At 49.7% G+C, this 813-nt stretch carries 1 rRNA gene; it reads right to left on the bottom strand.

Annotated elements, in window-relative coordinates:
- Window positions 1-813, bottom strand: a 23S ribosomal RNA gene (locus E5347_RS16710); the annotation flags it as partial.

The raw sequence follows: 813 nt of genomic DNA, 5'->3' as shown, positions 1-813 counted from the left end.
CCCGTAGCTTCGGTGGTAAGTTTGAGCCCCGGACATTTTCGGCGCAGGATCTCTCGACTAGTGAGCTATTACGCACTCTTTAAATGAGTGGCTGCTTCTAAGCCAACATCCTAGTTGTCTTAGAAATCCCACATCCTTTACCACTTAACTTACACTTTGGGACCTTAGCTGACGATCTGGGCTTTTTCCCTTTTGACTACGGACCTTATCATTCGCAGTCTGACTGCCGGACTAATAGTATATGGCATTCGGAGTTTGATAAGGTTCGGTAAGCGATATGCCCCCTAGCCCATTCAGTGCTCTACCTCCATTACTCATATCCGACGCTAGCCCTAAAGCTATTTCGAGGAGAACCAGCTATCTCCGAGTTCGATTGGAATTTCTCCGCTATCCACAGCTCATCCCATGCTTTTTCAACAGCAACGTGGTTCGGTCCTCCACGGGGTTTTACCCCCGCTTCAACCTGGCCATGGATAGGTCACCCGGTTTCGGGTCTACGGCATGCAACTAGTCGCCCTATTAAGACTCGGTTTCCCTTCGGCTCCGTACCTTAAGTACTTAACCTTGCTACATACCGTAACTCGTTGGCTCGTTCTACAAAAAGCACGTCATCACCCTCATAAGGGGCTTTGACCGGTTGTAGGCACACGGTTTCAGGTTCTATTTCACTCCCCTCCCGGGGTTCTTTTCACCTTTCCCTCACGGTACTGCTTCACTATCGGTCATCAGGTAGTATTTAGCCTTGGGAGGTGGTCCTCCCTGCTTCCCACAAGGTTTCACGTGTCTCGTGGTACTCTGGATCAGAACTTGATT

The sequence above is a fragment of the Clostridium sartagoforme genome (assembly GCF_004794105.1).
In the GTDB taxonomy this organism is placed as follows: Bacteria; Bacillota; Clostridia; order Clostridiales; family Clostridiaceae; genus Clostridium; species Clostridium sartagoforme_B.
The sequence above is the reverse complement of the archived record's forward strand: the minus strand, read 5'-3'. Positions and strand labels throughout refer to the sequence as shown.